Source organism: Pseudomonas sp. zfem005 (genome assembly GCF_032621735.1).
GTDB classification, from domain to species: Bacteria; Pseudomonadota; Gammaproteobacteria; order Pseudomonadales; family Pseudomonadaceae; genus Metapseudomonas; species Metapseudomonas solani.
Genome location: NZ_JAVYJE010000009.1, coordinates 127,591 through 151,193, shown reverse-complemented (window position 1 = coordinate 151,193; position 23,603 = coordinate 127,591). Strand labels below are relative to the sequence as shown.

The window sequence follows — 23,603 nt, the reverse complement described above, 5'->3', positions numbered from 1 at the left end:
GCCCGGCCTCAGGGCTGGGCGGCCTTCCAGGCGCTTATCTGTTCCAGCGTGGCGGTGACCCCGCCACACACCACCACCATCACCCGCCCATGGGCCCGCAGCGCCTCGTTCCCGGCATAGGCCAGGGCCAATGCCGCGCCACAGGCCGGCTCGACGAGGATGCGCTGCTCATCGAGGAAGCGCTCGCAGGCCTCCAGCGCCGCCCGGTCACTCACCACCTGCGCCTGCACCGGGTGGCTGCGCCCCAGGGCGAAGGCCCGCTCGCACACCTGCCTGGCGCCGAGCGAGGTGGCCACGCTGTCGATGCGCTCCAGTTCGATGCGCCGCCCCGCTTCCAGCGCCCGGGCGAAGGACGCCGCGCCCGTGGTTTCGGCGGTGATCACCGGCACGGTATTCCAGCCGTTGCGCTGCAAGCCCTCCACCACGCCGCTGAACAAGCCACCACCGCCCACCGAGAGCAGGACCGCGTCCGGGCGAAAACCGCTGGCGGCCACCTCGTCCACCAGGCTCGCATGGCCCTGCCAGAGCAGCGGGTCATCGAAGGGGTGGATGAAGGCATCGGCCGCGCCCAGCATCGATTGCGCCAGGGCATTGGCCTCGTGCCAGGCGGCGCCGTGGACGATCACCTCGGCGCCCTCCTGGCGGATCAGCGCCTTGGCGCGCTCGGTGGTGGTTTCCGGCACCACCACCGTTACCGGGATCGACAGGCAGCGCCCGGCATAGGCCACGGCGATACCCGCGTTGCCACCGGAGGACGAGATGAAGCGCCGCTTGCCCTGCCGTGCATGGGCCTCGCAGGCGGCACCGATGCCGCGCAACTTGAACGAGCCCGACGGCTGCAGGGCCTCCAGCTTCAGCCACACCTCAGTACCGGCGGCGAGGCTGAGGGGGCGGGAATGGATCAACGGGGTCTGGATATGCAGGGTCATCTCGGGCTCGCACGGCATTCTCGGGTCGCCAGTTTCGGCCGACCACGGCCGGGGCGTCTTGTATGTTCTTGCAGCGGGACAGCGGCACGTCAAATTCCTTGAGCAACCCACGAGCGCCACGGTCTACCCGTTAACGCCAACAGGACGCTCGCATGCACAAGACGCCCGACCATTCCCACCTCGCCGGCCTGGAACTGGCCAGGCAACTGTTCGACACCGGCCCGCTCGAAGACCTGACGCAACGGCTCGACCTGGCGATCGCCCAGGCCCGCGCGGCGCAGCCTGCGGAGGGCGACGGCATCTACGAGCTGGAGCGCATCGCCAGCCAGCTGGAAGCCGGCGGGGCCAGCGACCCGCCGCCGGTGTTCAGCGCAAGGCTCGACGCACCGGTGCGCCAGGGCACCTCCGTGGCGCTGATGCTGATCCACCGACGCCTGGCGAAGTTGCGCGAGCAGCCCCGCGAGGGTTGAAGCAGAGGGATTCGCCGCCTGCAAACCGTCCGTCCGCTCGTGTGCGTCCACCGCTGGCAGAGCGCGAGGCGCATCTATCCTTAGGGCGTTGCATCAGGGAGTTAACATCGACAGGAGGTTGCCATGCGCTGTCCCTCGCAGCTGCCGAACGAAGCCGAACGCCTGCGTGCCCTCGTCGACTACGGTCTCGACGACGAACGCATGGTCCCCAGCCTGGACCCCGTGGTGCGCATCGCCGCACGCATGTTCGACATGCCCGTGGCCGCGGTGAACATGATCGGCAGCGACCATGTGTTCTTCGCCGCCAGCACCGGCGTCGGCGAGGTGGACATGGACCGCGACGTGTCCTTCTGCGCCCATGCCATCACCCAGGACCAGGTCATGGTGGTGCCGGATGCCACCCAGGACGACCGCTTCCACGACAACCCCCTGGTGCTCGGCCCCACCAACCTGCGCTTCTATGCCGGGGTGCCGCTGCTCTCCGCCGAGGGCCTGCCCCTGGGGGCGCTGTGCATCATCGACGACCAGCCCCACCAGGACTTCTCCGAAGAAGACCGCGAGCGCCTGCGGGAGCTGGCGCGCATGGCCACCGACCGCCTGGAACTGCGCCGCATCGAAGTGAGCGCCGAGCGCAAGCGCCCCGCCTTCGAGACCTACGCCGGCCATTCGGACACCCCGGTGCTCTGGTTCGACCACCGGGGCCATATCCTCGCCTGGAACCCCGCCGCCGCCGACCTGCTGGGCTACGCCCCCGAGGAAGGCGCCGGGCTGCCGGTGGAGGCGCTGCTGGCCGTGGCCGAGCGCCCGCCCTTCCTGGCGCTGATCCGCCGTGCCGTGACCGCCGGCTACCTGGCCGACCTGAGCACGCCCACCACCCTCAAGGGCCTGCACAAGGACGGCAGCGAATTCGACCTGGGCCTGTCGCTGTTCTCCTGGAGCGAAAAGGGCTATCCACGCTTCGAGGCTGTGCTCAGCGACAACAGCCAGCGCCAGCAGGAAGAGGCCGAGTTGCGCCGCCTGGCCACCTTCGACGCCCTCACCGGCCTGGCCAACCGCGGCTGCTTCTACCGCCGCGCCGAAGAGGCCCTGCTGGCGGCCGAGCCGGTAACGGTGCTGATGATCGACCTGGACGGTTTCAAGGACGTCAACGACACCCTGGGCCACCTGATCGGCGACGGCATCCTCCGCGAAGTGGCGAACCGCCTGGCCGCCATTGCGGGCCCCAGCGACCTGGTGGCGCGCATCGGCGGCGACGAGTTCGCCCTGCTGCTCACCGGCATCACCCAGCCCGAATCCGCGCTGCTGGTGGCCCACAACGCCATCAGCGACATCGCCCAGCCCATCCTGGTGGATGGCCACGAGGTGCGGGTCGCGGCCAGCTGCGGCCTGGCCCTGGCCCCCCTGCACGCCCTGGAAGCACTGGAGCTGGTGGGTGACGCCGACCTGGCGCTGTTCAAGGCCAAGGGCGTTGGCCGCAGCCAGGTGGCCGCCTTCACCCCCGAACTGCGCATGGAGGCGGTGAGCCGCCATTTGCACGCCATGGAACTGCACCGCGCGGTGGAGAACCGCGAGTTCGTGCTCTTCTACCAACCCCAGGTGCGCCTCAGCGACGGCTCCCTGCGCGGCGCCGAAGCCTTGATCCGCTGGCAGCACCCCGAGCGCGGGCTGCTGCCGCCTGCGGCCTTCCTGCCGGCCCTGGAGGGCGGCCCGCTGGCGGCCAGCGTGGGCAGCTGGATACTCGACGAGGCCTGCGCCCAACTGGCCTTCTGGCGCAACAACGGCGCCGAGGACATACGCATGGGCGTGAACCTGTTCAGCGCCCAGTTCCGCGTCGGCGACCTGGTGACCGAGGTGCTGGAGGCCCTGGCCCGCTATGGCCTGCCCCCGGAGTCCCTGGAGCTGGAAGTCACCGAGAACATCGTGCTGGACAACGACGACATCGTGCTGGAAACCCTGCAGCGCCTGCGGGCCCACGGCGTAGGCATCGCCTTCGACGACTTCGGCACCGGCTACGCCTCGCTGATCCTGCTCAAGACCTACCCCCTGAGCCGGATCAAGATCGACCGCTCCTTCGTTCAGGGCATCCTGGAGTCACGCCGGGACGCCTCGGTGGTCCGCGCCATCCTCGACATGGCCCGCAGCTTCGACCTGGAGACCATCGCCGAGGGCATCGAAAGCGAAGCCCAGCGCGCTCGTCTCAAGCTGGAGCGCTGCGGCGAGGGCCAGGGCTACCTGTTCTCCCGGCCCATGTCCGCCCAGGCCTTCACCGAGGCGTACAACATCCGCCTGCCGGTGCGCACCGCCAGCTAGCCTGGCGCCGGACCGGCCCAGAAACGATGAAGGGCGCCTCGAGGCGCCCTTCTGCATCCATGGAACTCGATGGAATCAATGCCACCAGCGCGGCAGGCCCTTGCGCTGCTCTTCGCTGCTGTTGCCACGGTCGACCTGGGTTTCGCTGACGGAAGCGCGGTCGCTGGCGGCGTCCTTGAAGGCACGTTCGATGGTGGAATGATGGTCGGCGGCGCTGACGCTGAAGGCGCTGCTGGCGACGACGGCGGCCAGCAGGGCGGCGGTGAAGTAGCGGCTCATGATGGATTCTCCTGTGGGGATCGGTGAGTGATTCGACGGGGCCAGTGTCGCGTCGCCGCTGGGCCCGGAGAAACGCAATCGGTCACTAGTGGATATCAGCGAAATCGATTGCGGCCATCCCGGCTAGGTGCCGGCGGCAGGTCTTTCGCGGCTGAAGCCGCTCCTACAAGGGCGTATCCGCAGCCACGAAGCCGACCGGTACGTAGGGTGGATGGCGCTTTTTTCATCCACCAGGCGGCGCCACAGGGGGCACCGAGCCAGGGCAGCCCTGCGGCCTGCTGGACGAATGAACTCACCCCTACAGGTGCCACCCAACAGGCCGTTATCCCGCCTGGACCTGGCTCCGCGTGGCCAGGCGGGTGTGCAGGCCGAAGGCGACCAGGGCCAGCAGCGGCAACGCGGCACCAAGGGCGGCGATGGCCTGCCAGCCGCCCTGCTCGTACAGCAGGCTGGCGATGGACGAACCGACGGCGCCACCGATGAAGATGCTGGTCATGTACAGCGCGTTCAGCCGGCCGCGGCTGGCGGCATCCAGGGCATAGACCTCGCGCTGGCCGAGCACCATGTTCATCTGCACGGCGAAATCCAGCAGCACGCCGGTCAGCGCCAGGCCGACCACGCCCCAGGGCAGCCCGAACAGGGCCGGGAGGAAGCTGAGCATCGCCAGCAGCATGGCGCAGCGCGACATGCTCCGGGTGTGCCCCGCATCCGCCAGGCGCCCGGCGATGGGGGCAGCTACCGCACCGATGGCGCCGACCAGGGCGAACAGCGCGATCTGCGACTGGGACAGCCCATGGTTGCGGGCCAGCTCCACCGGCACGGCGGTCCAGAACAGGCTGAAGGTGCCGAACATCAGCGCCTGGTACAGCGAACGCTGGCGCAGCACCGGCTCGCGGAGGAACAGGTGCCAGAGCGAAGCCAGCAACTGGCCGTAGCTGGCGCGGTGGTCGGGGCGCCGGCTGGGCAGCGCCATGGCCATCACCAGGGCGATCAGCAGCATCAGCCCGGCAGCGCCAAAGAACACCGCGCGCCAGCCGAAGTGGTCCGCCGCCACGCTGGACAGCGGCCGCGCCAGGAGAATGCCCAGCAGCAGCCCGCCCATGATCCCGCCGACCACCCGGCCCCGGGATTCCTCGGGCGCCAGGTGCGCGGCCAGGGGGATCAGCATCTGCACCGAGACCGAGCTGAAGCCGATCAGGGCCGAGACCAGCAACAGGACGGCGGGCGCGTCGGCCAGGGCCATGCCCACCAGGGCGAGGAAGCTGACGCCGAGGGTGGCGAGCATCAGCCGGCGGTTCTCCAGCAGGTCCGCCAGGGGCACCAGGAAGAACAGCCCGAGGGCATAGCCGACCTGGGTCAGGGAGACGATAAGGCTGGCGCCGTGGGTGGAGATGCCGACATCGGGGGCGATCAGCTCGATGATCGGCTGGGCGTAGTAGATGTTGGCGACGATGGCGCCGCAGCAGAAGGCGAAGAGCAGCACCAGGCCCCGGCTGAGCGCCTGGGGGGCATGGGTGGCGAAATGGCTGGCAGGGTTCATCCAACGGTCCTCAGGGTGTAACGGTTCGAGGCGCCTATCCTGGGCAAGGTGGCGGGTGGAGGGAATCCGCCCGGGGCGCAAAGCGGCTTTGCCTTTTGCGCAATGCCAGCCGCTAGAGCAAGCCGCCGACGAACTCGATGAACGCCGCGACCCGCCGCGAACCCCGCTGGCTGGGCAGGTAGAGCGCGCTGATCACCGCGCTGGTGTCGTCCGGATTGACCAGGTGCTCGGGGAACAGCGGCAGCAGGCGGCCGGCAGCGATATCCGCATCCACCAGCCAGTCCGGCAGCAGCGCCACCGCCGACCCGGCCAGCGCCACGTCGCGCAGCACCTCGACGTTGTTGCTGCGCATGCGCCCACGCACCGGTACGCGGACTTCGCCATCCTCGCCGCTGAAGGTCCAGACCTGGCGGGCCGCACCGTAGTTGAAGCGCAGGCAGTCATGCTCGGCCAGGTCCAGCGGCTGCCCGGGCGTGCCGTGCTCCGCCAGGTAGGCCGGGCTGGCCACCACGTGGCGCCGGAACTGCCCCAGGCTGCGGGCGACCACGCCATCCATGGGCGCCGCCGCACCGAGGCGGATGGACAGGTCGACCCGCTCGCCGAGCAGGTCGACGATCTCGTCGGTCAGGGTGATATCCAGCTCCAGACGCGGGTAACGGCGCAGCAGCTCACCGATCCTGGGCGAGATCAGGCAGCGGCCGAAGGCGCTGGGAAGCGAAACCCGCAGCGGCCCGCTGGGCTCCTCGCCGCCGTCCATCACCGAGGCATCGGCCTCGGCCACGTACTCCAGCAACTGGCGCGCACTCTGGTAATAGGCGGCACCGGCCTCGGTGACCGTCACCTGGCGCGTGGAGCGGTTGAGCAGCACCGTGCCCAGCTCCTGCTCCAGGGCATCGACCATGCGCGTCACCGAGGAGGTGGCCAGGCCCAGGCGCCGTGCGGCTGCCGAGAAGCCCTTGGCGTCCACGGCGGCGACGAACATCTTCAAGGCCAGCAGCTTGTCCATGGGCGCTCCGGGGAATGGAAAAGCCCGGCACAAGGGCCGGGCTGGGGATCGGCGGATGATACCTGGCACCGCTCCAGGCTTCACCGTCAACCGGTGGCTTTACCCGCCTCCTCCCCCGGAGCAGCCTCCCGCTCCGGTGCGCGCTCGCGCACCAGCGGCCAGAACAGCTCATGCTGCCAGCTCACCGGCCGCAGGTGTTCGATGCCGTAGCGCTCGGGGCGGCGGCGGGTGATCTTCGCCGTGCCGAACAGCACATCCCAGAAGAACAGCAGGTTGCCGTAGTTGCCCTTGTAGTGGGTCACGCCGTCGTCGGCGCTGAGGCCGTGGTGGGCCGAGTGGGTGGAGGGCGTGGAGATGGTCCGCTCCAGCAGCCACATCAGCGGGCGCAGGGGGCGGATGCGGTAGAGCCTGTCGTCCCAGGGCACGCTGCTGTGGGCGCCGAAGATCACGCACATCTTGAGGATCAGGTAGACGTAGTAGACCGGCGCCAGCCCCATGTGGATGAGCATCCCGCTCAGCCACAGGCCCGGCATCAGCAGGTAGTAGAAGCTGTTGTTGCGGTAGACGATGCGGATGCTCATGTAGGGCGCCGAGTGGTGTGCCCGGTGCAGGGCATAGAGCAGCGGCACGCGGTGGGCCAGGCGGTGCCAGGCGTACTGGGTGAGGTCATCGAACACCAGGAACAGCGCAAACCCCGCCAGCCAGGGCAGGCCGGCCAGGCTGCCTTTCGCCTCGGGCACGAAGTGGTCCAGCAGCTTGGCGCTGATGGTCATCACCAGGGGGAAGGTGAAGCCCAGCAGCAGGCTGGAGCCGATGATCTCGATCAGCGCGTCACGGCGCTGACCTTGGGGTTGGCGGAAGCAGGCACAGGCTATTTCCAGCAGGATGAACCCCAGGAAGATGGCGGCGACTATCAGCGTGGGGTTATTGGCGAGCGTTGTTGTATTCATGGCAATCTCGTTCCGGCCCGACAGGGGCATTGCCCAGCCATGAGAAACCAGGACACCCGCCCGACCTATGCGAGAAGAGGACAGAAACATCCGAATCGAGGCCAAGTCGCCGGTCCGGCGCTTCCATCGCGGCGCCATGGGCCAGGTGCTGGAGCGTTACCTCGATGCACAGTCCCGTGGCCCACAGCGCGACTACCAGTTGGTGGAGCTGGAGCAGCTCTGGGCGGATGCCGCGCGCCACGACCCCGCCATCGGCCTGCACCTGTTCGCCCGGTTCAGCTCGCGGGACCTGCACGTGCTTACCCAGCTGTGCCTGTATTGCGTCGATGTCGCCCAGGCCGTCGCCTACTGGGCGCGCTATGCACCGCTGGCTTCGGACATGGAGAACCTGGTGCTGGTGGAAGATACCGGCGGCGTCGCCGTGGAGCTGCGCATCGACGCGCCCGAGGGCCTGGCCCGCTATGTGGTCGAGCACTACAACGTGATGGCGCTGACCCAGTTGCGCCGGGGCACAGGCGTCGAGGTGAAACCGGCGCGGGCCTGCTTCACCTACCCCCGCCCCGCCTATCACGCCGAATACCGGGCCTGGTTCGGCGATGACCAGCAGTTCGGCTGCGACCACAACCGCCTGTACTTCGCCCCGGCCACCCTCAGCCTGCCGATGCAGGGACACAACCCCGGCATGCTCGACCTGCTGACCAGCGAACTCGACCGCCGCCTGGCCCGCCAGCACCAGCTCAGCGGCTGGGCCGCCCGTGTCGCCAGCGGCGTGCGCCGCAGCCTGGCGCGGGGTGAGGCGCCGAGCCTGGAGAACCAGGCCGAAGCCCTGCACCAGAGCCCGCGTACCTTGCGCCGGCGCCTGGAGGAACAGGGCCTGACCTTCCGCCAGTTGCTCGACCTGGTACGTGGCGAACTGGAACAGCACCTGGAGTTGCAGGGCCTGGGCCGCGCGGAGATCGCCGAACAGCTCGGCTACGCCGACCTGGCCGCCTACCAGCACGCCCGCAAGCGCTGGCGCGACTAAGGCCGTAGTCCTGGCTTCAGCCCGGGAGGATGAGAGCAATCAGAAGGAATGCCGCTCAGCGGGCGCTGATGCGGTAGACGCAGCGGGAGGCATTGGCCAGCAGGTGCTGCTCGCGGACCACCTCGGCCTCCTCGCCCACCACTTCCTGGAACAGTTGCAGCTCGGAGCGGCAGAAGCCCTGGCAGCTCCGTGCCGCCACACAGATGGGGCAGTGGTCCTCGATCAGCAGCCAATCCTCGCCATCCCGCTCCACCCGCGCCATGTAGCCCTCGGTCGAGCGCACCGCCGCCAGCTGCTCCAGGCGCCTGGGCAGGCTGCGGCTGCTGCAGGCCTGGCGATAGACCGCGCGGGACTCCGCCTCGCGCTGGCAGATCAGACGGTCCAGCCCCTCTTCGCCGAACAGCTGGCGCACCGAGCCGATCAACTGCACCGTGAGCTGCGCGTGGGTATCCGGGAAACGGGCGTAACCGGCATCGGTGAGCACCCAGTTCTGCCTCGGCCGCCCGGCACCGGATGCCGGCTCCTGACGCCCCTCCACCCACCCTGCGGCCACCAGCTTCTGCACCTGCTGGCGCGCCGCTTCCGGCGTCATCTCCAGGGCCTGGGCCAGGGCGGCGGTGGACACCGGGCCCCGGGTCTTGATCAACAGCAGGGTGCGATCGCTGGTGGAGGCAGCGGTGTCGGTGATGGGGTCGGAGGTGGTCAAGGCGCGGTCCGGATATCCAAGCGAATGGTTGCATATTAGAGAGCCGCCCGAAGCGCGTCGAGCGGGGATCGCCCTGCGCCCTGGGTAGCTTCTTCCCATGGGCCAGGCGGGTGATCCGGCCACGCCAACCTTTGGCTGGCTGGGCAGCGCCGCGGATGGGTCTAGCCTGCGCCTACCGCCCCGGGCCAAGGACAGCCACCGGGCATTCGCACGCTGACAAGGAACGACACGATGAACCCCTACAAAGCCGCCCTGAAGATACTGGCCCTGCTCGGCCTGGCCATCTGGTCCCTGGTCTCCTCCGCCTTCACCCCGGGCGGCGCCTTCACCGCCACCGGCCCCTTCAGCGTGAAGTACAACCCAGTGTTGCCGGCGGTCACCTGCACGCTCACGGTGCACGGGGTCGCCAACCCCGGCGGTGGAGCCTCCGTGACGGCCGCCACCCTGACCGGCAGCAACCCGCTCTGCGCGAACATTGCCCCGCAAGGCCTGCCCTGGCCCTGGCAACCGACCAGCGTCACGACCGTGAATGTCAGCAATATGGGCATCAGGATCGGCACCGTGACCTGCAGCGCCGCAACGCTGGCCACCACCTGGAGCAACGCCAGCAACAGCCTGTCGGCAACCAGCCTGCCCTGGGGCAGTTGCACGCTGCAGAGCATGACCCTGGTGACCACGCCGGCGCTCACCCTGCCCTGACTGACACCGGGTGTGCCATGAAAAAACCGCGCAGCTGTAGCGGGTGATGCCGGCGACGGCCCGGTAGTGTTGCGCGACCGGCCGCACCCGCGGCCCTCGCCAGGACTGCTGCCATGCTCGACCTCGACACCTTCGTCATCTTCACCTGCGCCGTGGCGCTGCTGTTGATCTCGCCGGGGCCGAACATGGCCTTCGTCATCAGCCACGGGGTTTCCTGCGGCTGGCGCGGTGGCCTGGCGGCGGCGCTGGGCATCAGCCTGGCGGATGCGACCCTGACCCTGCTCACCGCCGCCGGCATCACCGGCCTGGTGGCGGCCTGGCCGCCCTCCTTCGACATCATCCGCCTGGCCGGGGCCCTCTACCTGCTGTGGATGGCCTGGAAGACCCTGCGCAGCAGCGCCACCGCCGGTGCCACGGGCGTCGCGCCGCTGCCGCTGCGGGCGGTGCTGATGCGCGCCACCCTCAACAGCCTGCTCAACCCCAAGGCGCTGCTGTTCTTCCTCGTCTTCCTGCCACAGTTCGTGGTGCCCGAGCGCGGCCCCATCGCCGAGCAGCTCCTGCTGCTGGGCGCCCTGCTCACCCTGCTGGCCTTCCTCTTCCATGCCGCCCTCGGCCTGGTGGGCGGAGCCATGGCACACCGCCTCAGCGGTCGTGGTCGCTTCGCCAGCTTGCAGAAATGGGGCCTGGCCAGCCTGTTCGGCGCCCTCGCCCTGCGCCTGGTGGTGATGCAGCGGCCGGCTTGAGCCATAGCGCCAGATTTGCAGGCCCGTAGGTTGGCGCCGAGCGTGCGAAGCCCAACGGTGCGCTGTGGAGGTCCGCTGCGTTGGGCTTCGTGCCTCAGCCCAACCTACGAGGCATGAATTCTGCGGCAATAAAAAGCCCCGCCGGTCCTGCGACCGGCGGGGCTGGGGTGACGCCGTGGCTTATGCGACGACCGGGATCGCCGGGTCGGCGGCTGCCAGGGCTTCGGCGCGGTTGGCGGCCGGCGGGTAGATCCACACGCTGTTGATCTGGGTCTTCAGCTGCTTGCCCTCCTCACGCACCAGCTTGACCTGGCGGTCCCAGCCTTCGGTGAACACCGCGCCCCAGGCGCCCAGGTCCAGGCAGGTGACGTACTTGGGCTGGCTGTAGGGGATCGGCTCGACGCCGAGCAGGTTGGCAGCGACGTTGTTGCCGGCCGAGCGGCCCAGGGCGATGGCGTGCTGGCAGGACATCAGGGCGAAGTTGCCCAGGTCGTCGGAGGCGGCGTAGGCCACGTCACCAGTGGCGAAGACGTCGTCCTGGCCGATCACCTTGAGGTTGCGGTCCACGTGCAGGCGGCCCTGGGCGTCACGCTCGGCGGGGATCTGTTCGGTCAGCGAGCTGGCACGCACGCCCACGGTCCAGACCACGGTGCTGGCCTCGATGCGACGGCCGTCGGCGAGGGTCACGCCGCCGTCGTCCACCGAGGTGACGCTGGCGTCCAGGCACCATTCGATGCCCAGCTCTTCCGAGGCTTCGACGATCTGCGCACGCGGGCCGTCGCCCAGGGCGGCGCCGATGCGTGCGCCACGGTCGACCACCACCACCCGTACTTCAGCGTCGGCACCCAGGGCTTCACGCAGGCGCGCCGGCATTTCGGCGGCGGTTTCGATGCCGGTGAAGCCGCCACCGGCGACCACCACCGTGTTGCGCGCCTTGGAGGCCGGCAGCGCGCCCAGCGAGCGGATGTGTTCTTCCAGGCGCACGGCTTCTTCGATCTGGTCGACGTCGAAGGCGTGCTCGACGCCCGCCATCTTCGGCCGTACCACGCTGCTGCCGGTGGCCAGTACCAGGCGGTCGTAGGCCAACTCGGCCGCGGCGCCCTGCTCGTCACGGTAGGCCACGCGCTTGCCTGCCACATCGATGCGGTCCACCAGGCCCTTGACGAAGTTCACGCCGACGGCGGCGAACAGCTCGCCCAGCGGCGCCTTCATGCGGTGCACGCCGGCTTCGTAGAAACGCGGACGCACGCGCAGTTCGGCCTGGGGCGCGAGAACACTGACCTCGACATCGGTGCGGCCATGGATGTCCAGCAGGCGCGTGGCACTGAGGGCGCTCCACATGCCACCGAAGCCAGCGCCGACGATCAGGATGCGTTGTTTCATGTTCGTGTCTCCAAAGAGGTAAGGGTCGTGTTCGGTTCGAATAGGGACGGGGCTACGAGTGGCGCCAACTGCATGTCCGGGTACGGCTGTTCGTGTGGCGCCATCAGCCGCTCACATCTACGACTATATTGATCGTAGTTTATGGCGACAAGTATTTTTTCTTTGCCCTCCACTGCTTCGCTCGCCATGCTGCTGGCTGCACCGCTCAAGGGCGCACCTTTCTGCAGCCTCCAAGGCACTGCGCAACAGCGTTGGAGCGGACGGACGGCAGCCCCGCCCATCGCCGAAGCCGTAGCGGGCCTTGAGATGCATGGGAACAGATCGCAGAATATATGCGACACAAACAGTCGGAGTTATGAATGTCTCTTTACAGCGCGGGGGTCGAGTACGGCATCCACTGCCTGCTCTTTCTCGTGGACGACCGCGGTGACAGCCGCGAAGCCAGCGTGCGCGACATGGCCGAACTGCAGGGTGTGCCCCAGGAGTACCTGGCGAAGGTGTTCACCAAGCTGGCCAAGGCCGGGCTGGTGGCCGCGACCGAAGGCGTGCGCGGCGGCTTCCGCCTGGCCCGCCCTTCGGACGAGATCACCGTGCTGGATATCGTCCGCGCCATCGATGGGCACAAGTCGATCTTCGAATGCCGGGATATCCGCGGGCGCTGCGCCCTGTTCGAAGGTTCGCCGCCGGACTGGGCGCTGGAAGGCACCTGCTCCATCCATGCGGTGATGCTGACGGCGCAGAAGCGCATGGAAGAGGCGCTGGCCCAGCAGACCATCCTCGACATTTCCCGCCGCGTGGGCCGCAAGGTGCCGGCGGAATTCGGTGCCCAGATCGCCGAGTGGATGGACGAGCGCCAGCAGAACCGCACCGGCGGCGAGTCGATCCCCCTGGTCAACCTGCCCGACTGAGCCGGCGCCGGCTCAGAACAGGTCGAGCTGGCCGTCGATCAGCTTGCTGAAGTCGCCCTGGACGAAGGGCAGGATGGCATCCGCCACCGGTTGCAGCTGGCGGGTGACGTAGTGGTCGTAGTCGATGGGCGCGCGGCGGTTCTCCAGAGGCTCGGGCCCGGCGACGGTGATCAGGTAGCTGATCCAGCCGCCGTTCTGGTACTGACGCGGGCGCCCCTGGCTTTGGTTGTAGTCATCGGCCAGGCGCGCGGCACGCACATGGGGCGGGACGTTGCGCTCGTAGTCGTCCAGCCGCCGGCGCAAGCGCTTGCGGTAGATCAGCAGCTCGTCCAGCTCGCCGGCCAGAGTGCGGCGCACGTAGTCGCGCACATAGTCCTGGTAGGGCTCGCGGTTGAAGATGCGCAAATACAGCTCCTGCTGGAAGCGCTGGGCCAGCGGCGACCAATCGGTGCGCACCGTTTCCAGCCCCTTGAAGACCATCTCCTCGCTGCCGTCGGCACGCGTCACCAGCCCGGCGTAGCGCTTCTTGCTACCCTCCTCCGCGCCCCGCACCGTGGGCATCAGGAAGCGGCTGTAGTGGGTTTCATACTGCAGTTCCAGCGCGCTTTCCAGGCCGTATTCCTGCTGCAGGTGTTCGCGCCACCACTGGTTGACCCGCTGCACCAGCGACCGGCCGATGGCGGCCGCCTCCTGCTCGCCATGGGCGCGGCCGAGCCAGACGAAGGTGGAGTCGGTGTCGCCGTAGATCACCTGATGACCCTGTGCCTCGATCAGCGCGCGGGTGCGGCGCATGATCTCGTGGCCGCGCAGGGTGATGGACGAGGCCAGGCGCGGGTCGAAGAAGCGGCAGCCGCTGGAACCGAGCACGCCGTAGAAGGCGTTCATGATGATCTTCAGCGCCTGGGATAGCGGCTGGTTGTGCTCGCGCTTGGCCGTTTCGCGCCCCTGCCACACCCGCTCGACGATGGCCGGCAGGCAGTGCCGCGTGCGTGAGAAACGTGCCTCGCGGAAGCCCGGTACCGAGTGTTCGTCATCGGGCTGGCGCAGGCCTTCCACCAGCCCCACCGGGTCGATGAGGAAGGTGCGGATGATCGAGGGATACAGGCTCTTGTAGTCCAGCACCAGCACCGACTCGTACAGACCGGGGCGCGAATCCATGACGAAGCCGCCCGGGCTGGCCTCGGGCATGCGTTCGCCCTGGTTGGGCGCGACGAAGCCCTGGCGGTGCATCAGCGGGATGTACAGGTGGCAGAAGGCGGCCACCGAGCCGCCGCTGCGGTCAGCGGGCAGGCCGGTGACCGTGGCCCGCTCGAGGAGGAAGGTGAGCAGCTCGGTCTTCTCGAAGATGCGCGTCACCAGCTCGCAGTCCTTGAGGTTGTAGCGCGCGAGGGCGGGCTTGTCCTCGGCGAACATGCGGTTGATCTCGTCCATGCGCTGGTAGGGGGTGTCGATGGCCTTGCCCTCGCCGAGCAGGGTCTGGGCGACGCTCTCCAGGCTGAACGAGGGGAAGCTCCAGGTGGCCGAGCGCAGCGCCTCGATGCCGTCGATGATCAGCCGCCCCGGGGCTTCGGCGAAGTAGTGGTTGTTGCGGCTGCCGTGCTCGCGCCAGCCCATGGCCTCGCCACCGCGCCCCAGGCGCAGGGGCACCTTGAGGCGCTTGGCATGCTCGTTGAGCACGCGCAGGTCGAACTGCACCAGGTTCCAGCCGATGATGGCGTCCGGGTCGTGCTCCACCAGCCACTGGTTGAGGCGTTCGAGCAGTTGCGCGCGGTCGTCGCAGTACTCCAGGTCGAAGTCCACCTCGCGGGCATCGCCGTTGGCCGGGCCGAGCATGTACACCTGGCGCTGGCCGCAGCCTTCCAGGGCGATGGAGTAGAGCTCGCCGTGGAGGGTGGTCTCGATGTCCAGGGACACCAGGCGCAGGCGCGGACGGTAGTCGGGCGCCGGCTTCATCTGCCCGTCCAGCAATGCGCCCTCGGCATCGGGCGTGCCGCCGAAGAACACCGGTGCGGTGATGAAGCGCTCCATCAGGTAGCGCTCGGGCGGGCGGATATCGGCCTCGAAGACGTCGACACCGGCCTGGCGCAGGCTCTTGTCCAGGCCGATCAGTTGCCGGTGCTGCTGGCAATAGAGACCGAGCACCGGGCGGTGGCGGAAATCGCAGAGCCCCAGGGGTCGCAGCTCGACGCCACGCTCGCTCTTCAGCAGCGCCTCGGCGCGCTCGCGCTGCTCGGCGGGGAGGAAGGCCACGGAGGTTTGCGGCGCCAGGCGCAGGTAGCGGGGGCCCTCATCGGTCGCCAGCCAGAAGCCCACTTCCGTGCCCGCGGGCGTATCGCGCCAGTGCCGGGTCAGGACGAAGCCCTGCTGTAGTTCCACCTTGCGACCTCGAGGAAAGATTCAGGGGCGCGATTCTACGTGGCCCGGGCGGCTCGTGCCCGCCCGATCGGCTAGTCGCGGGTGCTCCTGACTTCCTTCAGCTTGCCTTCGATGAAGTGCAGCTCGCGGGTCATGCCGTTGCGCGGGCCGTAGGTCCAGATGTCCACGGTCACCGCGTTGAGCTTGGGCACGCCGTTGTTGCGCAGGGCCGGCAGCGTGCGCACGCGCTTGTCCGGCTCGCCGCACTTGCGCAGCACCTCCTCCAGGCTGTCTTCCTGCAACACCAGGCCCTTGCTGCAACGCAGGGTCAGGGCCTGGGCCGGCGCGCACCAAGCCGCGATGAGCAGCAGGGCGAGCAATGCACGGGGGATAAAAGGCTTCATGGGTCGTCCTCCAGCGTTCGTCAGCGCTTGATCGCCTGCAACGTATAGCTCAGGGGCAGACGCCAGGGTGCCTCGTCCAGGCGCCATTCACCATCGGCGTGCTGGCTCATGCGCCCGGGCAGCGCGTTCCAGGGCAGGCTCTGGTGCTCTTCCAGGGCGGTGATCTCCATGCCGTGACCGAGCAAGGCGGTGATGATCTCGCCCAGGCCGTGGTTCCAGATATGGGTGACGGTGGCGGTGAGCGTGTCGGGGGACTCCACGTAGGTGGTGTCGCATTCCCAGACCAGCGGCTCGGCCCGTTCGAAGTAAGGCAGGTCGACATGGAGGGCGTCCTCCCGCTCCTCGTCTATCGCCCACATCATCGGATGGCCCTCGCGAATGAACAGGCGCCCGCCCGGCTTCAACAGCGAGGCCACGACGCGGGCCCAGCGCTCGATGCTGGGCAGCCAGCAGAGCGCGCCGATACCGGTGTAGACGAGGTCGAAGGCGCCGGGTTCCAGCACCTGGTCGGCGTCGTACACGTCCGACTCCAGCCATTCCAGCGGCGTGCCGCACCGCTCGGCCAGGGAACGGGCCTCGGCGATGGATTGCGGCGAGAAATCCAGCCCGCACATCTGCGCGCCGAGCCGGCTCAGGGACAGGGTGTCGGTGCCGATGTGGCACTGCAGGTGCACGCCGCGCAGGCCGCTAATGTCGCCGAGGCGCGGCAGGTCGAAGCGCACCACCTCGGAGAGGTGCTGCGGGTCGGCGACGAAGGCCGCCGCGTCATAGCCGCGCGAGGTGGCGTGAAGCACGGCGCGCTGGTCCCAGTTGGCCTTGTTCAGGTGGATGTAGTCGCTCATGGAAATCTCCTTTTCCTGCGGATAGTCGAGTACCGCCCAGGTTCAGGGCGTTTCGGGCGGCGCCATGCCCTTGGGCCAGAGCATCCAGATGCGCCCTTCCTGCTTCATGTTGCCAGCCAGCTCGCCGGCCTCGTGGCCGGTACCCCAGAACAGGTCCGCGCGCACTTCGCCGACGATGGCGCCACCGGTGTCCTGGGCCGCCACCGGGCGTACCACGGGGGCGCCGTCCGGGCGGGTGGTGGAAAGCCAGAGCAGGCTGCCGAGGGGGATCACCTTGCGGTCGATGGCCACGCTATAACCGGCGGTGAGGGGCACGTTGAGGGAGCCTCGGGGGCCTTCGTTGCTGTCCGGGCGGGCACTGAAGAACACATAGCTGGGGTTGCTGGCCAGCAGCTCATCGACCCGGCCGGGGTTGGCGACGGCCCAGTCACGGATGCGCCCCATGCTCACTTCTTCCTTCTGCAGCAGCCCCTGCTCCACCAGCCAGCGGCCGATGGGGCGATAGGGGTGGCCGTTCTGGTCGGCGTAGCCGATGCGCAGTTGGCGGCCATCGTCCAGCTGGATGCGACCGGAGCCCTGGATCTGCAGGAACTGCAGGTCCATCGGGTCGTTGAGCCAAGCCAGCACCGGCGCCTTGACGCCCTCGCCACGAATGGCGGCGGCATCGTCGTAGGGCTTGAGCACCCGGCCTTCCAGGCGGCCACGCAGGCGCTTGCCCTTGAGCTCGGGGTAGATCTCGTCCAGGGCGACGACGATCAGGTCGTCCGGCACGCCATAGACCGGCACCTGCCCCTGTTCGGTGCGTTGCAGGTGGCCGGGGTAGACCGGCTCGTAGTAGCCGGTGATCAGGCCATGCTCGCCCTTCTCCGCCGAACGCAGGCTATAGGGCTGCAGGTTGGCACCGAGGAAGGCGCGGACGGCGCTGGCTTCCATGGGCACCGGTGCCGCAGCAGCGCAGGTGCCGGACCAGACCGGGTCCTTGGCCAGGCGAGTGCAGGCCGAGCGCCAGGCGGCGAAGCCGTTGAGCAGCTCCTGGTCGGCCGTGGCGGGCACCTGGCCCCAGTCGACGGCGAGGTAGGTGGTGGCCTTGACCGGCGGCTGGGGCTTCTCGGGCTCGCCCTGGTCGCAACCTGACAGCAGCGCAGCAAGGGGAATGAGGCAGAAAAGGGTTCGGCGCCAGTGGCGGAAGGCTGGGGACACGCGGGTGATTCCTGGGCAGTGGTGGCGAAGCGCGTAGCTTGGTGAAGGCAAAAGCCCAGGTCAAACGCAACGGCCCGGGCAGCGGTAACAAAGCGTTATCAGAGATTGCAGGAAGGCCCCGGGGTTCCCTGCGCCCTGCTTCCAACGCAATTTTCGCGGCGGCACGCAGGGGCCGCTTTAGGTGGGACTGTAGGGGCGACTTCAGTCGCCAAGCGATGCGCAGCATCGCCCTTGCCTCTCTTGCGCCCTCCCCCTCGCAGACACGCCCCCGGTGGATGGAAGTCGAGGCATGCCTCCCGCAGAAGCTTCGCGAGCAGAGCTCGCTCCTACGGGAACGTGCCGGCCGGTGTCGCCGATGCCCCAAATGAAGAACCCGGCCACTGGGGCCGGGTCCGGTTTATCGCGGGGGTGCGTCAGTGCACCGCGTCCGCCTGGCTTCGCGTCGGCCGTGGGGCCGGGCTGCCGTGGTGGTCGTCATCGTCGGCCAGCGGTACTTCGTTACCTTCGGCGTCGTACAGCTTGCCGTTCTGGAAGTAGTCGCCATCGTTCAGCGCAGCGATGTCGGTGTAGCGCAGGCTGCGTTCGTGGCCGGCAGAGATCACCGAAGGCTGGTCGGGGTTACCGGCGGTGAACTGGTTGAACACCAGGTTCAGCAGGATGGCCATGATCGCCGCCGAGCTGATGCCGGAATGGAAGATGGTTTCGAACCAGGCGGGGAAGTGCTCGTAGAAGCTCGGCGCGGCGATCGGAATCATGCCGAAGCCGAGGGAGGTGGAGACGATGATCAGGTTCATGTTGTTGCGGTAGTCGACCTTGGCCAGGGTGCGGATGCCGCTGGCCGCGACTGTGCCGAACAGCACGATGCCGGCGCCACCGAGTACCGAGGTCGGCACGGCGGCGACCACGCGCCCCATCACCGGCAGCAGGCCCAGGGTGACCAGGATCAGGCCACCGGTGGCCACCACGTAGCGGCTCTTCACACCGGTGACGGCGACCAGGCCGACGTTCTGGGCGAAGGCGCTCTGGGTGAAGGAACCGAACAGCGGCGCCAGCACGCTGGACAGCATGTCGGCGCGCAGGCCGTTGCCGAGGCGCTTGGAGTCGACCTTGGTGCCGATGATCTCGCCCACGGCGAGGATATCGGCCGAGGTTTCCACCAGGGTCACCAGGATCACGATGCACATCGACAGGATGGCGGCCACGTGGAAGGTCGGCATGCCGAAGTGCAGCAGCGACGGCATCGCCACGATCGGGCCTTCAGCGACCTTGGAGAAATCGGTCAGGCCCAGGGCCATGGCGATCAGGGTGCCAAGGACCATGGCCAGGAGGATCGACAGGCGCGAGATGGTGGAGCTGCCGATCTTGCTCAGCAGCAGCACGATGCCCAGGGTCATGGCGGCCAGGCCGATGTTGGTCATGCTGCCGAAGTCCGGGGACTGGCTGTTACCGCCCATGGCCCAGCGTGCGGCCACCGGCATCAGCGTCAGGCCGATGGTGGTGATCACCACCCCCGTGACCAAGGGCGGGAAGAACTTGGTGACGCGGGAGAAGATGGGGGTGATCAACAGGCCGATCAGTGATGCGGCCATCACCGCGCCCAGCACCGACTGGATGCCGCCCTCACCGTTGTTGCTGCCGAGGATGGCGATCATGGTGGCGACGCCGGCGAAGGACACGCCCTGGACGAGGGGCAGCTGACAGCCGAAGAACGGCAGGCCGAGGGTCTGGAGGAGGGTTGCGAGGCCGCCAGCGAACAACGAGGCGGCGATCAACAGACCGATTTCGGAAGGGCTTAGCCCTGCCGCCTGGCCGAGGATCAGCGGGACGGCGACTATGCCGCCATACATCGTCAGGACATGCTGCAAGCCGTAGGCGAGGTTGGCGCCGATGCCAAGGTTCTCGTCTTCCGGACGTGATGCGACGGACGTAGCTTCGGATAGCTTGTTCATGAGGAGGTGCACTCACTTCTTGTCGTTGTTGTGGGCGCACTGTAAACAAAAGTGTCTGCATATATCCAGAGGGTTGTATACAAAAAATACGCTTGTGAAATCCTCATTTCCTGACCAAGTGGTCATAACCCTGTATCCATGCGGGTTGCGGCCTGAAGGCAGCAAAAGCGGACGTGACGGACGGCACTTTTCGAGTCGTGGCACGGCTCACACTGACAGTGTTTACAGCGACTGAATTTCGCCTACGCTGATGCCGTGACCAGGTGGTCAGCCCAACCGCATTCAAGGAGGAAACGCGCATGCCGCTCGCCATGGCCGATATCGGCAAACTCTTCACCCTCTACATGCCCGCCTACATGTGCGAGGCGACCCGCATGGACAACGGCACGGTCTCGCTGCAATTCACCCGCCGTACCGATCTGGACGTCATCACCATCCACGGCTTGACCCAGGCCGAGCTGTCGTCGCCGCTGTCCATCCGGCAACTGAGCAAGGTGCTGAGCGAGGAATTCGCCATTGCCATCGCCAACCGCCGCAGCTTTCGACCCCGCGCCCTGAGCGCGTGACCCCAGCGGCACGCCCGGGCAACCACCCGGGCGCGCCGTCGCAACCCGCATCCTTCCGCCCTCCTCGACCCGCGCTGCACGCGACCGGAACCCGCACGGCCCTGCATCGCTCCAATCTGCGGTCGCCGCCGGCATTGGCCGTTGCGACGAAAGATCGGCTTCGCACTGGCGCAGGCCCCGGTTTCCGCTGCACTATCGCAACGGGAGAAAGAGCCAGGTTCGCCAACAAGGAAGGCTGCAATGCATTACTTCGATATCCAGTACAAGCTCAGGGGCGCACCAAGAAGCCTTCGTGTGCGCCACACGGAAAAGGAAATGGGCCTGGAGCTGGCCCTCGCGCACATCATTGCCGAGCACCGCGGGCAGTTGGAGGTGGACCGCAGCCTGGGCGGCTCCTCCTTCGAGAACAAGGTGCTCGCCTCCCAGGAGATCGGCGTCTCCGGCGTCACCACCCACCGGGTGGACGGCTAGCCCGGATCAGGCCGAGATCAACGGCCAACGGTCCTGGATGAATTCGCAGCCCAGCGGCGGCTGCCCGATCACCACATAGACCCTGCGCTCCCGCTCGGTCTCCAGCAGCACGCCTTGCAGGCACTGGCTCGCCACCAGGTCGAACCAGTGCGGCTGCTGCGCCCGGTCCTTCTCCATGTAGCGCTGCACGGCGATCTTCACCGCCTGTGGGCGATAGGGCTCCCAAGCTTCCAGGGTCATGCAGTTCTCCCGCGCCCAGCCACTGGCGGGCAAGGCCCCCGGCTGCCGTGGCCGGCGCCCCCAGGGAACCCACTCGATGGAGCCATCGGGCCGCACCACGGGCAGTTCCGCCCTGGGGCTGAGGAAGTACACCCGCCTCGCCCTGCCGCTCTCCGTAAAACGACCCGCCACCTCGACGCCTCCGCACATGACGACCCCCGAACCCTGGCTACCCATAGGCAAATCGACCGTTAAAAACGACTTCCGCTGCATGGCTTGACATGCCTTTCGTCGCCAAGTGCCGCCAATGCTCAAGGGCGCGGGTTGCAGCAGATTGCTAGCATTGCCAGCGCGGCGCGTTCTGCTAGGTTTGCCACTTCTGATATCAGGGGGTCATCGGTACGCCAGTGCACCGATGCAGTGCGATCGAGTCCGCAGACGCTTATGGAATGGTTGATCAGTTACCGGTTCAAGGGTGAACCCCGGCACATGAAGATGAACACCCGGGCCATCCCCAACATCAAGGCCATAGGCTTCTCCATCTATACCCTCGAGTTCCCGGGCGAGAAACGGCCGTCCCGCTCCAGCGAGGCGATCCAGGATTGGCTCGCCGACTGCAACATCGAAGTCACCGACGTGCGCCTGCTACGGCGCACGGGCGGCGCCGAGGCACCCTACAGCCAGCTGCTGCCCGGGCGCGACTCTTCCTGACCGCCCATCCGCAGCGTCTCAGCCAGCTGCGGCCAGGCGGGCGAAACCACGGGCCAGGTCGCCCTTGAGGTCGTCCATGTCTTCCAGGCCGATCTGCAGGCGCAAGGCGAAGCCTTCGGCCTCCCAGCGGGTGGCGGTGCGGTAGGTGCTGCAATCGAAGGGGATCACCAGGCTTTCGTAGCCGCCCCAGGAGAAGCCCATGCTGAAGATCGACAGGTTGTCGAGCATCGCCGCCAGGCCATCGCGGGTGTAGCCCGGCGCCAGGACGATGGAGAACAGCCCGGACGAGCCCTTGAAGTCGCGCTTCCAGTGGGCATGGCCGGGGCAGCTCTCGAAGGCCGGGTGCAACACGCGGGACACCTCCGGGCGCTCGCTCAGCCAGCGGGCCATCTCCAGGCCACGCCGCTCTGCTTCCTTGAGCCGCAGGAACAGCGTGCGCATGCCGCGCAGCGCCTGCACGCAGTCTTCCGCGCCGGGCAGCATCGACATGGCGTCGTAGGTGGCGCGCAGGGCCGGCCAGCAAGCCTCGTTGGCGGTGACCAGCCCCAGCAGGATGTCCGAATGCCCGCCCAGGTACTTGGTGCCCGCCTCCACCGTCAGGTCGATGCCGTGGTCGTGGCCACGGAAGAAGATCGGCGTCGCCCAGGTGTTGTCGAGGATGGTCTTCACCCCGTGGCGGCGCGCCACCTCCACCAGGGCCGGGATGTCCTGCACCTCGAAGCTCTGTGAGCCGGGCGCTTCCAGGAACAGGGTGGTGGTGTTCGGGCCGATCAGGCGTTCGATATCGGCGCCGATCATCGGGTCGTAGTAGGTGGTGGTCACGCCGTAGCGAGCCAGCATCTGGTTGCAGAAATTGCGCGTGGGCCGGTAGACGCTGTCGGGGATCAGGATGTGATCGCCCGCCTTGGTGGTGCTGAACAGCGCCAGCGCCACGGCCCCCAGGCCCGAGGTGGACAGCACGGTGCCCTTGGCGCCGGTGAGCTGGGTCCAGGCGTCCTCCAGGTGGGCGATGGTCGGCGAACCGGCCGTGCCGTAGGAGAAGCGGCTGCGCCGGGCTTCGATGTCATCCAGCGTTTTGTAGATGATGGTCGAGCCCTTGTAGAGCGGCGCGTTGACGAAGCCGAACTGCTCCGCCGGGTCGCGGCCGAGCAGGGTGAGCTGGGTGCTGATACTGAATGCCGGGATATCGTCTTTGTTCATTGCGAGGCGGGCCAGGAGTCGTCTAAGCCGCCGATGCTACCTGAAGCCTGCCCGTGGTTCACGAAGGCTTCCCGTCACCGATGGGCTTTAACGCCCAGGGCCGATACCGCGTTAGGACGTGGCGTTGCTTTTGGCTCCCTGGCAGAGGGCGCACCAGACCTCGGAGCATGCAGCCATCGCTCACTTCGGTACGCGCTCATCCTGTCGGGTCCTCCGCTTGAATCCTCACAGGCAGACCCGACAGCTCATGACCACGTCTTGAAAACATGGCTTCCCACGCTCCAATGAAAATGTCACACGTGCGACATGAAACCGTCATCCAATCCCACGATCATGGCCCTGCATCCAACGGCAGATGGATGCATGCAGAATGCTTCTGATTGGCAGGCCCATATGGGTAATACCGACCTCTTGCAGGTCGGTTTTTTTTGCGCCGGGGAATCTGTTGCAGGCCATTACCAAGCCAGCCCGCTGCAACTTCACGGCAACATTTATCCCCCAGACTGCGCGCAGTTTTCCCCGAGGTCCTACCCGTGACACGCGCCACACGAGATTTCCGCAAGAACCTGGAACGCGTCGCCATCCACAACGAGGACGCCGCCATCGCCGTGATGCGCGCCGCCGACCGTATCGGCGACGAGTCCCTGCGCCAGCAGCTGTTCGACGTCATCCAGCGCATGCACCAGGACGCCCTGGACCTGCGCGCCATGCGGGACGCCGTCTAGGCCTCCCGCACGGC

General features: G+C 67.7%; 24 protein-coding genes. 10 read left to right on the top strand and 14 right to left on the bottom strand.

Features of this window, described 5'->3' with window-relative positions; all coding sequences use genetic code 11:
• Positions 1–8: 8 nt before the first annotated feature.
• Positions 9–929, bottom strand: coding sequence for a pyridoxal-phosphate dependent enzyme (locus RTW82_RS20695; protein ID WP_316926301.1), 921 nt, complete (start codon positions 927–929; stop codon positions 9–11).
• A gap of 152 nt (positions 930–1,081) precedes the next feature.
• On the opposite strand from RTW82_RS20695, the gene RTW82_RS20690 reads away from it, so the two are divergent.
• Both RTW82_RS20690 and RTW82_RS20685 read left to right on the top strand, forming a co-directional pair.
• Positions 1,082–1,399, top strand: coding sequence for a hypothetical protein (locus RTW82_RS20690; RefSeq protein ID WP_316926300.1), 318 nt, complete (start codon positions 1,082–1,084; stop codon positions 1,397–1,399).
• A gap of 123 nt (positions 1,400–1,522) precedes the next feature.
• A complete protein-coding gene (locus RTW82_RS20685) occupies positions 1,523–3,709 on the top strand; it encodes a putative bifunctional diguanylate cyclase/phosphodiesterase (protein WP_316926299.1) in 2,187 nt (728 codons plus the stop codon).
• Between the two features lie 75 nt (positions 3,710–3,784).
• Here the strand turns inward: RTW82_RS20685 and RTW82_RS20680 are convergent, their stop codons facing one another.
• From RTW82_RS20680 to RTW82_RS20665, 4 genes are all read right to left on the bottom strand, one after another.
• Positions 3,785–3,988, bottom strand: a complete 204-nt coding sequence (locus tag RTW82_RS20680; RefSeq protein WP_316926298.1) for a hypothetical protein — start codon at positions 3,986–3,988, stop codon at positions 3,785–3,787.
• Between the two features lie 322 nt (positions 3,989–4,310).
• Positions 4,311–5,528: an MFS transporter gene (locus RTW82_RS20675; RefSeq protein ID WP_316926297.1), complete on the bottom strand. Its 1,218-nt coding sequence runs from the start codon at positions 5,526–5,528 to the stop codon at positions 4,311–4,313.
• Between the two features lie 112 nt (positions 5,529–5,640).
• Complete coding sequence (locus RTW82_RS20670; protein ID WP_316926296.1) at positions 5,641–6,534, bottom strand: LysR family transcriptional regulator; 894 nt, start codon at positions 6,532–6,534, stop codon at positions 5,641–5,643.
• 86 nt (positions 6,535–6,620) lie between these two features.
• A complete protein-coding gene (locus RTW82_RS20665) occupies positions 6,621–7,484 on the bottom strand; it encodes a sterol desaturase family protein (protein WP_316926295.1) in 864 nt (287 codons plus the stop codon).
• 67 nt (positions 7,485–7,551) lie between these two features.
• On the opposite strand from RTW82_RS20665, the gene RTW82_RS20660 reads away from it, so the two are divergent.
• Positions 7,552–8,508 (top strand): AraC family transcriptional regulator ligand-binding domain-containing protein, encoded by a 957-nt coding sequence (locus tag RTW82_RS20660; RefSeq protein ID WP_316926294.1) that lies wholly within the window; start codon positions 7,552–7,554, stop codon positions 8,506–8,508.
• Between the two features lie 55 nt (positions 8,509–8,563).
• Here the strand turns inward: RTW82_RS20660 and RTW82_RS20655 are convergent, their stop codons facing one another.
• Entirely contained in the window at positions 8,564–9,214 is a 651-nt protein-coding gene (locus RTW82_RS20655; protein ID WP_316926293.1) for a MarR family transcriptional regulator, read from the bottom strand.
• A 231-nt stretch (positions 9,215–9,445) separates the two neighbouring features.
• On the opposite strand from RTW82_RS20655, the gene RTW82_RS20650 reads away from it, so the two are divergent.
• Both RTW82_RS20650 and RTW82_RS20645 read left to right on the top strand, forming a co-directional pair.
• The gene (locus tag RTW82_RS20650; RefSeq protein WP_316926292.1) at positions 9,446–9,913 is read left to right on the top strand and encodes a protein activator; all 468 of its coding nucleotides are present in this window, start codon (positions 9,446–9,448) and stop codon (positions 9,911–9,913) included.
• Between the two features lie 113 nt (positions 9,914–10,026).
• Positions 10,027–10,656: a LysE family translocator gene (locus RTW82_RS20645; RefSeq protein WP_316926291.1), complete on the top strand. Its 630-nt coding sequence runs from the start codon at positions 10,027–10,029 to the stop codon at positions 10,654–10,656.
• 180 nt (positions 10,657–10,836) lie between these two features.
• Here RTW82_RS20645 and RTW82_RS20640 read toward each other — a convergent pair whose 3' ends face one another.
• Entirely contained in the window at positions 10,837–12,039 is a 1,203-nt protein-coding gene (locus tag RTW82_RS20640) for an NAD(P)/FAD-dependent oxidoreductase (protein ID WP_316926290.1), read from the bottom strand.
• Positions 12,040–12,398: 359 nt separating this feature from the next.
• On the opposite strand from RTW82_RS20640, the gene RTW82_RS20635 reads away from it, so the two are divergent.
• Complete coding sequence (locus tag RTW82_RS20635) at positions 12,399–12,947, top strand: Rrf2 family transcriptional regulator (protein WP_316926289.1); 549 nt, start codon at positions 12,399–12,401, stop codon at positions 12,945–12,947.
• A gap of 12 nt (positions 12,948–12,959) precedes the next feature.
• Here RTW82_RS20635 and RTW82_RS20630 read toward each other — a convergent pair whose 3' ends face one another.
• The 5 genes from RTW82_RS20630 to RTW82_RS20610 all read right to left on the bottom strand — a co-directional run bounded on the left by RTW82_RS20630 (position 12,960) and on the right by RTW82_RS20610 (position 19,697).
• The gene (locus tag RTW82_RS20630) at positions 12,960–15,323 is read right to left on the bottom strand and encodes a DNA polymerase II (protein WP_316926288.1); all 2,364 of its coding nucleotides are present in this window, start codon (positions 15,321–15,323) and stop codon (positions 12,960–12,962) included.
• 71 nt (positions 15,324–15,394) lie between these two features.
• The gene (locus tag RTW82_RS20625; RefSeq protein ID WP_037022034.1) at positions 15,395–15,706 is read right to left on the bottom strand and encodes a DUF2845 domain-containing protein; all 312 of its coding nucleotides are present in this window, start codon (positions 15,704–15,706) and stop codon (positions 15,395–15,397) included.
• A 20-nt stretch (positions 15,707–15,726) separates the two neighbouring features.
• Positions 15,727–16,548, bottom strand: coding sequence for a class I SAM-dependent methyltransferase (locus tag RTW82_RS20620; protein ID WP_316926287.1), 822 nt, complete (start codon positions 16,546–16,548; stop codon positions 15,727–15,729).
• 42 nt (positions 16,549–16,590) lie between these two features.
• Positions 16,591–17,748, bottom strand: coding sequence for a murein transglycosylase A (locus tag RTW82_RS20615; RefSeq protein WP_316926286.1), 1,158 nt, complete (start codon positions 17,746–17,748; stop codon positions 16,591–16,593).
• Positions 17,749–18,161: 413 nt separating this feature from the next.
• Positions 18,162–19,697, bottom strand: a complete 1,536-nt coding sequence (locus RTW82_RS20610) for a nucleobase:cation symporter-2 family protein (protein ID WP_021221062.1) — start codon at positions 19,695–19,697, stop codon at positions 18,162–18,164.
• 299 nt (positions 19,698–19,996) lie between these two features.
• On the opposite strand from RTW82_RS20610, the gene RTW82_RS20605 reads away from it, so the two are divergent.
• Positions 19,997–20,263 carry a hypothetical protein gene (locus RTW82_RS20605; protein WP_316926285.1) on the top strand — a complete coding sequence of 89 codons (267 nt, stop codon included), beginning with the start codon at positions 19,997–19,999 and terminating at the stop codon, positions 20,261–20,263.
• Positions 20,264–20,503: 240 nt separating this feature from the next.
• Positions 20,504–20,734 (top strand): hypothetical protein, encoded by a 231-nt coding sequence (locus RTW82_RS20600; RefSeq protein ID WP_148304300.1) that lies wholly within the window; start codon positions 20,504–20,506, stop codon positions 20,732–20,734.
• Between the two features lie 6 nt (positions 20,735–20,740).
• Here the strand turns inward: RTW82_RS20600 and RTW82_RS20595 are convergent, their stop codons facing one another.
• The gene (locus RTW82_RS20595; RefSeq protein WP_021221065.1) at positions 20,741–20,974 is read right to left on the bottom strand and encodes a hypothetical protein; all 234 of its coding nucleotides are present in this window, start codon (positions 20,972–20,974) and stop codon (positions 20,741–20,743) included.
• A 423-nt stretch (positions 20,975–21,397) separates the two neighbouring features.
• On the opposite strand from RTW82_RS20595, the gene RTW82_RS20590 reads away from it, so the two are divergent.
• Positions 21,398–21,664, top strand: a complete 267-nt coding sequence (locus RTW82_RS20590; protein ID WP_316926284.1) for a hypothetical protein — start codon at positions 21,398–21,400, stop codon at positions 21,662–21,664.
• Between the two features lie 18 nt (positions 21,665–21,682).
• On the opposite strand, the gene metC is transcribed toward RTW82_RS20590, so the two are convergent.
• Positions 21,683–22,864: a cystathionine beta-lyase gene (gene metC, locus RTW82_RS20585; RefSeq protein ID WP_316926283.1), complete on the bottom strand. Its 1,182-nt coding sequence runs from the start codon at positions 22,862–22,864 to the stop codon at positions 21,683–21,685.
• Between the two features lie 533 nt (positions 22,865–23,397).
• On the opposite strand from metC, the gene RTW82_RS20580 reads away from it, so the two are divergent.
• Positions 23,398–23,589, top strand: a complete 192-nt coding sequence (locus tag RTW82_RS20580; protein ID WP_021221068.1) for a hypothetical protein — start codon at positions 23,398–23,400, stop codon at positions 23,587–23,589.
• Positions 23,590–23,603: the final 14 nt, after the last annotated feature.

Coding starts and splice junctions, on each gene's coding strand:
- RTW82_RS20695 (WP_316926301.1), bottom strand. CDS start 929: ATGACCCTGCATATCCAGACCCCGTTGATCCATTCCCGCCCCCTCAGC.
- RTW82_RS20690 (WP_316926300.1), top strand. CDS start 1,082: ATGCACAAGACGCCCGACCATTCCCACCTCGCCGGCCTGGAACTGGCC.
- RTW82_RS20685 (WP_316926299.1), top strand. CDS start 1,523: ATGCGCTGTCCCTCGCAGCTGCCGAACGAAGCCGAACGCCTGCGTGCC.
- RTW82_RS20680 (WP_316926298.1), bottom strand. CDS start 3,988: ATGAGCCGCTACTTCACCGCCGCCCTGCTGGCCGCCGTCGTCGCCAGC.
- RTW82_RS20675 (WP_316926297.1), bottom strand. CDS start 5,528: ATGAACCCTGCCAGCCATTTCGCCACCCATGCCCCCCAGGCGCTCAGC.
- RTW82_RS20670 (WP_316926296.1), bottom strand. CDS start 6,534: ATGGACAAGCTGCTGGCCTTGAAGATGTTCGTCGCCGCCGTGGACGCC.
- RTW82_RS20665 (WP_316926295.1), bottom strand. CDS start 7,484: ATGAATACAACAACGCTCGCCAATAACCCCACGCTGATAGTCGCCGCC.
- RTW82_RS20660 (WP_316926294.1), top strand. CDS start 7,552: ATGCGAGAAGAGGACAGAAACATCCGAATCGAGGCCAAGTCGCCGGTC.
- RTW82_RS20650 (WP_316926292.1), top strand. CDS start 9,446: ATGAACCCCTACAAAGCCGCCCTGAAGATACTGGCCCTGCTCGGCCTG.
- RTW82_RS20645 (WP_316926291.1), top strand. CDS start 10,027: ATGCTCGACCTCGACACCTTCGTCATCTTCACCTGCGCCGTGGCGCTG.
- RTW82_RS20640 (WP_316926290.1), bottom strand. CDS start 12,039: ATGAAACAACGCATCCTGATCGTCGGCGCTGGCTTCGGTGGCATGTGG.
- RTW82_RS20635 (WP_316926289.1), top strand. CDS start 12,399: ATGTCTCTTTACAGCGCGGGGGTCGAGTACGGCATCCACTGCCTGCTC.
- RTW82_RS20625 (WP_037022034.1), bottom strand. CDS start 15,706: ATGAAGCCTTTTATCCCCCGTGCATTGCTCGCCCTGCTGCTCATCGCG.
- RTW82_RS20620 (WP_316926287.1), bottom strand. CDS start 16,548: ATGAGCGACTACATCCACCTGAACAAGGCCAACTGGGACCAGCGCGCC.
- RTW82_RS20610 (WP_021221062.1), bottom strand. CDS start 19,697: ATGAACAAGCTATCCGAAGCTACGTCCGTCGCATCACGTCCGGAAGAC.
- RTW82_RS20605 (WP_316926285.1), top strand. CDS start 19,997: ATGCCGCTCGCCATGGCCGATATCGGCAAACTCTTCACCCTCTACATG.
- RTW82_RS20600 (WP_148304300.1), top strand. CDS start 20,504: ATGCATTACTTCGATATCCAGTACAAGCTCAGGGGCGCACCAAGAAGC.
- RTW82_RS20595 (WP_021221065.1), bottom strand. CDS start 20,974: ATGACCCTGGAAGCTTGGGAGCCCTATCGCCCACAGGCGGTGAAGATC.
- RTW82_RS20590 (WP_316926284.1), top strand. CDS start 21,398: ATGGAATGGTTGATCAGTTACCGGTTCAAGGGTGAACCCCGGCACATG.
- metC (WP_316926283.1), bottom strand. CDS start 22,864: ATGAACAAAGACGATATCCCGGCATTCAGTATCAGCACCCAGCTCACC.